At 60.1% G+C, this 6,833-nt stretch carries 8 protein-coding genes; 3 read left to right on the top strand and 5 right to left on the bottom strand.

Translation table 11 applies throughout. From position 1 onward, the window contains the following. The coding region (locus tag A3754_RS06485; protein ID WP_197468517.1) for an FAD:protein FMN transferase at positions 1 to 337 on the top strand (337 nt) is incomplete at its 5' end. 101 nt (positions 338 to 438) lie between these two features. On the opposite strand, the gene A3754_RS06480 is transcribed toward A3754_RS06485, so the two are convergent. From A3754_RS06480 to A3754_RS06465, 4 genes are read right to left on the bottom strand one after another with little or no spacing between them, the layout of a single operon-like run. Then, positions 439 to 1,062 (bottom strand): LysE family translocator, encoded by a 624-nt coding sequence (locus A3754_RS06480; RefSeq protein WP_063519128.1) that lies wholly within the window; start codon positions 1,060 to 1,062, stop codon positions 439 to 441. Between the two features lie 37 nt (positions 1,063 to 1,099). After that, positions 1,100 to 1,603 (bottom strand): hypothetical protein, encoded by a 504-nt coding sequence (locus tag A3754_RS06475; RefSeq protein ID WP_063519127.1) that lies wholly within the window; start codon positions 1,601 to 1,603, stop codon positions 1,100 to 1,102. Beyond that, complete coding sequence (locus A3754_RS06470) at positions 1,600 to 3,522, bottom strand: lipopolysaccharide assembly protein LapB (protein WP_082872380.1); 1,923 nt, start codon at positions 3,520 to 3,522, stop codon at positions 1,600 to 1,602. The genes A3754_RS06475 and A3754_RS06470 overlap by 4 nt, the downstream gene beginning before the upstream one ends. 9 nt (positions 3,523 to 3,531) lie before the next feature. Then, positions 3,532 to 4,029 (bottom strand): hypothetical protein, encoded by a 498-nt coding sequence (locus A3754_RS06465; protein WP_063519125.1) that lies wholly within the window; start codon positions 4,027 to 4,029, stop codon positions 3,532 to 3,534. Between the two features lie 402 nt (positions 4,030 to 4,431). Between A3754_RS06465 and A3754_RS06460 the strand changes: the two genes are divergently transcribed. Beyond that, a complete protein-coding gene (locus tag A3754_RS06460; protein ID WP_063519124.1) occupies positions 4,432 to 4,893 on the top strand; it encodes an LEA type 2 family protein in 462 nt (153 codons plus the stop codon). Positions 4,894 to 5,014: 121 nt separating this feature from the next. Here the strand turns inward: A3754_RS06460 and A3754_RS06455 are convergent, their stop codons facing one another. Beyond that, positions 5,015 to 6,022, bottom strand: a complete 1,008-nt coding sequence (locus tag A3754_RS06455) for an AraC family transcriptional regulator (RefSeq protein ID WP_063519123.1) — start codon at positions 6,020 to 6,022, stop codon at positions 5,015 to 5,017. A 101-nt stretch (positions 6,023 to 6,123) separates the two neighbouring features. On the opposite strand from A3754_RS06455, the gene A3754_RS06450 reads away from it, so the two are divergent. Then, a partial coding sequence (locus tag A3754_RS06450; RefSeq protein WP_156496858.1) for an NAD(P)/FAD-dependent oxidoreductase occupies positions 6,124 to 6,833 on the top strand: 710 nt, incomplete at its 3' end.

Below are 6,833 nucleotides of genomic sequence, written 5' to 3'. Positions count from 1 at the left end.
AATTCAACATCCACGCAGCAAACAGGACATCGCCATGAGGCTACCCATGGCCGACCTGGCCATGTCCACCTCAGGGGATTATCAGCGTTACTTCATCCAGGACGGCCGCCGCATTCACCACATCCTGTCGCCGAAAACCGGAAAAAGCATCGATGGGCTGGCCAGCGTGACCGTGTTGTGTGACAACAGCATTGATGCCGACGCCCTCTCCACCAGCGTCTTTGTGCTGGGGGCGGAAAAGGGCCTGGCGCTGATCAATCGCCTGCCCGGCACTTCGGCCATCATCATCGACCGGAAGGGAAACGTTACCTACTCTGACGATCTGACTGGCGGCTGAGAGGACAAGACGCCAGACGCCCAATGCCTGGAGCCTGACGCAATAAACAGCAGGTCGGATTAGGGAACCTCTCAATAACGCCTTGCATGCTCAGCGTGACCTCAAGCGCGAACCAGCAGGCCGACCCCGGCCCCCACCATCACGCTACCGGTGCCGAGTTGCAGCGGCCGTCGATAGCGACCCGGCAAGGCCACCGCCGCCAGCCGGCTTGCCAGCAAGGCATAGGCGACTTTTACACCGCCCACGGCCACGACCGTTACCCACAACACCGCAGCGCTCGCCGGGCCTTGCAGCGCAGGCACATCCACAAACACCGGCAGCAAACTGGCATAAAACACGATGGCCTTGATATCGCCCAGCGTCACCAGCAGGCCCGCCATAAAGCTCACACCATGATGACCTGCACGCGTATCACCACTGCCCGAATGGCCCGCTATCGCCACCCGTGAACGCATCAACTTCACGCCAAAACCGATCAACCACAGCGCTGCCAGTATCCGCACCACCACAAACGCCGCGCCCAGCCACTGGGCCAGTGCCACCATGCCAAACAGCGCAACACTCACAAACAACAGGTCCGCCAGCACAATACCTGCGGCCACCAGCAAACCATGGGAAACCCCGAACCGGGCTGAACGGACCACCACCAACGCCACACTGGTACTGGGCAGCGCCGCCATTGCCACCAGGGATAGCATCAACAGAAACAGCGACGGGATATCCATAAACCCTCACCGAAACAGAACAATGAACAATGCCAGTTTACAGCGAACCCGGACCATCCTGCGCGTCACAGCACAACCGGCCCTGCTCCAGCTGCAAACGCAGAACCGTACGGTAATCCTCCGCCTGCGGAAAATCCGCCGCACCGGTCAGGTAGAGACTGTCGTCCCGCAGGGTTTGGCCCACCACCAACGTGCCGGTAAAGCCAAGAGGAAGCTGCAACGCAGGATAGCGCCAGGGCATCAGCCCCCCTCTCACCCTTTCCGGTGCCACCTCGTTAATTCTCGGCCAGCGCGCCGGAGTGGAAATAATATCCCCCTGCTCGTCCAGGCCGATCACCCCACTGGCCGGCTCACACAATTCCAGTTCATTCAGGAACAGGGTGTCGCCCTCAATCACGTAATGGCACAGGTAACCCCGCCAGCAATCGGAGCTGTCTCCATCCGGGTAAAGACCCCAGTCCGCCGGCGAAAACGCCCCACCACTGATCAGGTCGAACCCCTGCCCGGCGTGGCGCAAGGAATCCAGCTGTTGCGCGGTCACCGGGGCGACCCCATGGGCGGCTGCAACGGGAACTCGGGGGACTGGGGCGCGGCATCTGTCGGTGCCTGCTCACGCTCGCGGCTGCTGCGCAAGGCGCGATGGTAAAGATCAGCCAGCCCTTCATGGGCCGAAGCACTGAAACGCTTCAGGCGGTTGCGGGTTTCGGTGACCTGTTCATAGGCCGAGGCCTGCAATCCGTACTGTTGGCGACGCATCAGCAGCGCCCCGCGTTTCTGTAAGCGTTCCAGCTCGCCGGTCAGTGCATTCAATTCTTGCGAGAAATCTTCCAACCGCTCGGAGCGGTATGTGGCAAACAGCACACGGCTGCGCAGCACACGGGTTTCATCCAGCAACCCATCGATTTCATTAAGCTGATGCTGACGTTCCCACTGGCGCGGCACGATGTTTTCCTGCATCTCCCACAGCAACACGCCTTTGTAGAAATCCAGCTTGGCGGTCACGTCAGGGCGCTTTCGCTTGCCCCAGCCATCGGTGCGCTGCTCGGCATTCTGCTGGGCCTCCCACAGCTTGCGTTCCTTGTCGGTGGCGAAGGGGAGCGGGTCCTGTTTGGCCACGGCCTCATCGTAACGGCGCTGCAAACGGGTCATGCGTCCCTGGAAATCCTGCTGTGACAGATCGTCCAATAACGCTCGGGCCGCAGGGCGGGTTTCATCCTGCTTGCGCCGATGGGCCGCCATCAATGTCTCGAAGGCCGGCAGCTTCTCCTGCCATTGCGTAAGCAGGTTCTTCTGCCGCAACAGCTCGTGGTAATTATTCCAGCCGCGCTGAAATTCGGTGGTGGCGAACCATTCATAAAAGGTTGGGAAACTTTCCACCCGGCGCGGCAGAAACGGCGGCACCGGGTCCATGGCCGTGGACCAGCGGGGCTCTCCCACCATGGCCGTAAACCATTCACCACTGGCTATATCGGCTTCCACTTCCAGCAGGTATTGCTGCAAAACATCAAAGCGCTCCAGCGCAGTCTCGAATCCCTGTCTGGCAGAACGCTGGTCCCCCATTTGTTCGTACAGGTAGGGAATCGCCAGCTGCGCTTCCTGCACTGGCAAGCGCTGGATCGATTTCGTGTCCAGCTGCTGCAGCACCGGCAATGCCTTGCCTGGCTGGTTTTCGATAAGCAGCGCACGGGCATAGAGCAGCAGGGAGATATCAGCAAAAGGCCCTTCCAGGCGGGCATCGCGCAGCAGGGTCAGCGCCCGGTCTTCCTGGTCGCTGCGCATCATGTAGATCGCCAGCGCCAACATGGCTTTTTCCTTGATGGCGTTGGTCTGGGCATCCCCTGGCGGCAAGTTGGCCAGCTGCCAAAGCCACTCCTGGCCCAGCCCCGGGTGCTTGCCGTTAATCCAGCTGATTGCCAGGTTGTAACGCAGGTAGGCATTGAGTGGGTGATCTTCGGAAAACGCATCAAGCAGCTCTGCGGCGTCTTCATAGCGTTGCAGGCGCATCAATATCCGCGCTCGCAAACTGAAATATACCTCTTCCAGTTTTGCCGGCGGCTCACCGACCTGCTGATCCAGCATGGTCAGCGCCTGTTCATATTTCTGCTGGCGGTAATAGAGGCCGGCCAGATGGATCCACGCCCGCTGGGCGACCTCACCGCTGACCTGGGTATCCAGTAGCTGGTTGAAAACCTGCTCGGCGTCTTCGGGCATGCCGTAGGCGCTGTACATGGCCCCCAACAGCACTTCCATATCCGCCTTGTGGATATCCACCTCGCCCCGCTCCAGCGCCATCTGGGCGCGGGTCAGAGCAGCAAAATAATCCCCTTTGAGGTAAAGATAAGCCACCTCGCCATAGGCCAGCTCCTGTACCTGATGAGGTTCGTCCAGGCGGGCCTGGCTCAGGGAGCTGAGCAACAACAGCCCCACCGCCAGCCCTTTCAAGCATCCGCGCATTCGCATAGACCGCTCTCAGCGCCAGTCGCGAAAACGGAAACGCGGCTGCTGTTTGGCGGTATCGTCCTCGATATGAAGCTGAACGAAATGGCGGCCATGATTCTTGTCGAAGTGGCCGGTCACCCCGTGGCGCATTTCCCGTCCGGCAGGGCCAATGCCGGTGATAAAGGCCGTGAGTTCATGGTCACCATTCTTCACATTGGCCAGCGCCAGGCGCTGCACCGCACCGTTCATCAGGGCGCGGATTTCCTTTTCCGTATAAAGGTGGCTGGCCAACACTTCGCCATCCAGCTCCAGCGTGATGCTGTCCAGTTGAAAAAAATGCCCCACATCCAGAGACACGTAAATCCCGACCTGGGTATCGGCGGGGAACAGCAACTCTTCTTCCAGCAATAGCAGGCGTTTATTGACTTCCAGCACGTCACGTTTGAAATCGGCCAGATCCTTGTCCAGCTCGGCCCCGTGCAGCTGGGCTGCGACCAGCATCAACAACAAAATGAATGCGCGGCGCATGTGCGCTCCCCCGGTGTTAGCGATTATCTACGTTGTTTTCAGATACGTTCTTTTCAGGAAATCTACCATAGCTTGTCGGCTTTGACTGTTGTGATTGTCACAGCCTGCCGGATACAAATTTACGACATCTGGTACTTGCTTTCGCCCCGGCGATCACGCGACTATCGAGAAAGCCGGATGATTCTGTCATTCGGCCCTCGTGCCGGCGGCCCGGTCAGGATGCCGCACCACAGGCGCCCCGCAAGGGGCGCGGTGGTGTGACTGGCGATCGGGCCGTCCGGCACGCATTAATCACCCTCCTCCCTCTTCTGTTTCTTCTGCTTCACACTGGCAACTTTCCCGTTATGCTGGCCTCTAACCGGCACGTCGTAACCCCCTGTGCCCTATGGATGGAGTGAGTAGATGAAAAAAGCGGTTTCCCTGTGGATGGCCATGGGCCTGCTGATACTGAGCGGCTGCCAGAGCCTGGCTGGCCTGGAGTCGCCGGAAGTCAGCGTATCCGGCATTAACCTGAACAGTTTCAACCTGTTCGAGCAGGAATGGGGGCTGACCCTGCGGGCCCGCAACCCCAACAACCGGGAACTCACCCTCAACAGCCTGGATTACGAGATCTACGTCAATGGGGAGAAATTTGCCCGTGGACTGACCAACGAACGCATCACTCTGCCCGCCATGGGCGATGCCCAGGTCACCACCACCATTACCACCAGCCTGTTGAGCAGCCTGCAGCAGCTGCAGAAAATCCAGCAGAATCAGGACCAGCCACTGCAATACCGGCTGGTCGGCAAGGCACGGGTGGCGGGTGTGCCGATTCCCCTGTCTTTCGACAAGGAAGGCGAAATGGAACTGCCGACGATGCCTTGAAGCCACTGTCTTGCAATCCTTGCTGTAGGAGCTTGCCTGCAAGCGAACATCGACCCTGGTCCGCCAAGCCGGTTCGCCTGCAAGCAGCCTCCTGCAGTCCATGAAACCTCTGTGGTAAAAATCATCCACCCTTACGCTCGCGCCGGAAGCGACCGGGCGTCTGCCCGGTCCAGCGGCGGAAGGCGTGGTTGAAGTTGGACAGCTCGGAGAAACCCAGCCGGTCGCTGATTTCTTCCATGCCCAGACCGCCCAGAATCAGCCACTGCTCCGCCAGCATCCGCCGAACCTCATCCAGCAGCTCCCGATAACCGGTGCCCTCCGAACGCAGCTGCCGGCGCAGTGTACGGCTGGTGACGCCCAGTTCCGATGCCATTTCCTCCATGTCCGGGAAGCTGCCCGGCTGGCTGAGCAGGCGCCGGCGCACTTGTAACGCCACCCCGCCCTGGCGATAGCGCTGCACCAGCAGTTGTTGGCACTGCTCCTCGCAGAGTCGGGCGGTGACCGGGTTGGCCTGGGGCAAGGGCATATCCAACAGACCAGCCACAAACCGGGCCTGATTGTGCGGCTGATCGAAACGGGGCGGCAGGCCGAAGATGGCGGTAAACGGCGCCGGATCCTGCTCCGGCAATCGCAAGTCCAGAGAGGACAGTGGAATACGGCTGGCGAACAACTCTTCCTGCACCATCATCACGGCACTGGCATCCCGGGCCAGCAGGTAGGGGCGAATGGTTTCCGGCAGCCCGCTGTCGTCCAGCATCAACACCGCCTCGTTCTGCGCTTCCTCCAGGCGGATATCCAGAAAGGCAAAGGTCAGATCCAGGTAGCGCACCCCCAGCTCCACCGCCTGCCGGAAGGTGGGGCTGCTGAGCAGGGCAAAGCCCCACACCCCGTAACTGCTCAGGTGATAACGCTGCCCCATGGCCAGGCCGTGCCGGGCCGGGTCATCCAGCTGCGCACAGAGGTTTTCCACCACCCGCCGCTCCTGGGCCCGCGCAATGGTGGCATCCGCCCGGTGCAGTATGGCCGGGTCGATATCACTGCCTGCCAGGCAGGCCTGAACATCCAGCCCCTGTTCGGCGGCGTAGGCCAGCTGCAGGCGCACACTGGTAATGGCGCGACGTACATCCATGAAGTGTCCGTTTCCCACAATTTTCTGTCCCAGAATGCCATAAACAAGGCGTTTATGTATCGCTAGAGTGGAGCGTAACGTTATTAACTGGATTGTTTCCCATGCAAGCAACGCACAACGTGATCATTATTGGCGCCGGCTTCGGTGGACTGGGCATGGCCATTCGCCTCAAAGCCCAGGGGCAGGACGACCTGCTGCTGATCGAAAAGGGCCACGATGTTGGCGGCTGCTGGCGCGACAACACCTACCCTGGTGCCGCCTGTGATGTGCCCTCTCATCTGTATTCGTTTTCCTTTGAACGCCATTACCCGTGGAGCCGTCGCTTCGCGCCGCAGAAAGAAATTTTTGCCTACCAGCAATACTGCGCACGCAAATACGATCTGTATCGCCACATTCGCTTCAACACTGAAGTGGCCGAAGCCCGCTTTCTGGATGATGCCGGCCTGTGGGAAATCACCCTGACCAATGGCGAGGTGATCACCTGTCGCGCCCTGATCACCGCCACCGGCCAACTCAACCAACCGGCGTACCCGCCGCTTGCCGGCATCGAGGACTTCCAGGGCCCACATTTCCACAGCGCCCGCTGGAATCACGATGAAGACCTGACCGGCAAAACCGTGGCCGTGGTCGGCACCGGGGCCAGCGCCATCCAGTTTGTGCCGGAAGTGGCCAAAGTGGCCGGCAAGGTCAAGCTGTTCCAGCGCTCCGCCGCCCATGTAATTGCCAAACCGGACCGCGCCTACAAGAAAGCGGAACACTGGGGTTTGAAGAAACTGCCGCTGACCCAAACGCTGGATCGCATGCGCATTTA

The sequence above is a fragment of the Alcanivorax sp. HI0083 genome (assembly GCF_001635175.1).
The sequence above is the reverse complement of the archived record's forward strand: the minus strand, read 5'-3'. Positions and strand labels throughout refer to the sequence as shown.

Bases quoted from the DNA above. Each gene is read 5' to 3' on its own strand.
- A3754_RS06480 (WP_063519128.1), bottom strand. From the start codon at position 1,062: ATGGATATCCCGTCGCTGTTTCTGTTGATGCTATCCCTGGTGGCAATG.
- A3754_RS06470 (WP_082872380.1), bottom strand. From the start codon at position 3,522: ATGCGAATGCGCGGATGCTTGAAAGGGCTGGCGGTGGGGCTGTTGTTG.
- A3754_RS06465 (WP_063519125.1), bottom strand. From the start codon at position 4,029: ATGCGCCGCGCATTCATTTTGTTGTTGATGCTGGTCGCAGCCCAGCTG.
- A3754_RS06460 (WP_063519124.1), top strand. From the start codon at position 4,432: ATGAAAAAAGCGGTTTCCCTGTGGATGGCCATGGGCCTGCTGATACTG.
- A3754_RS06455 (WP_063519123.1), bottom strand. From the start codon at position 6,022: ATGGATGTACGTCGCGCCATTACCAGTGTGCGCCTGCAGCTGGCCTAC.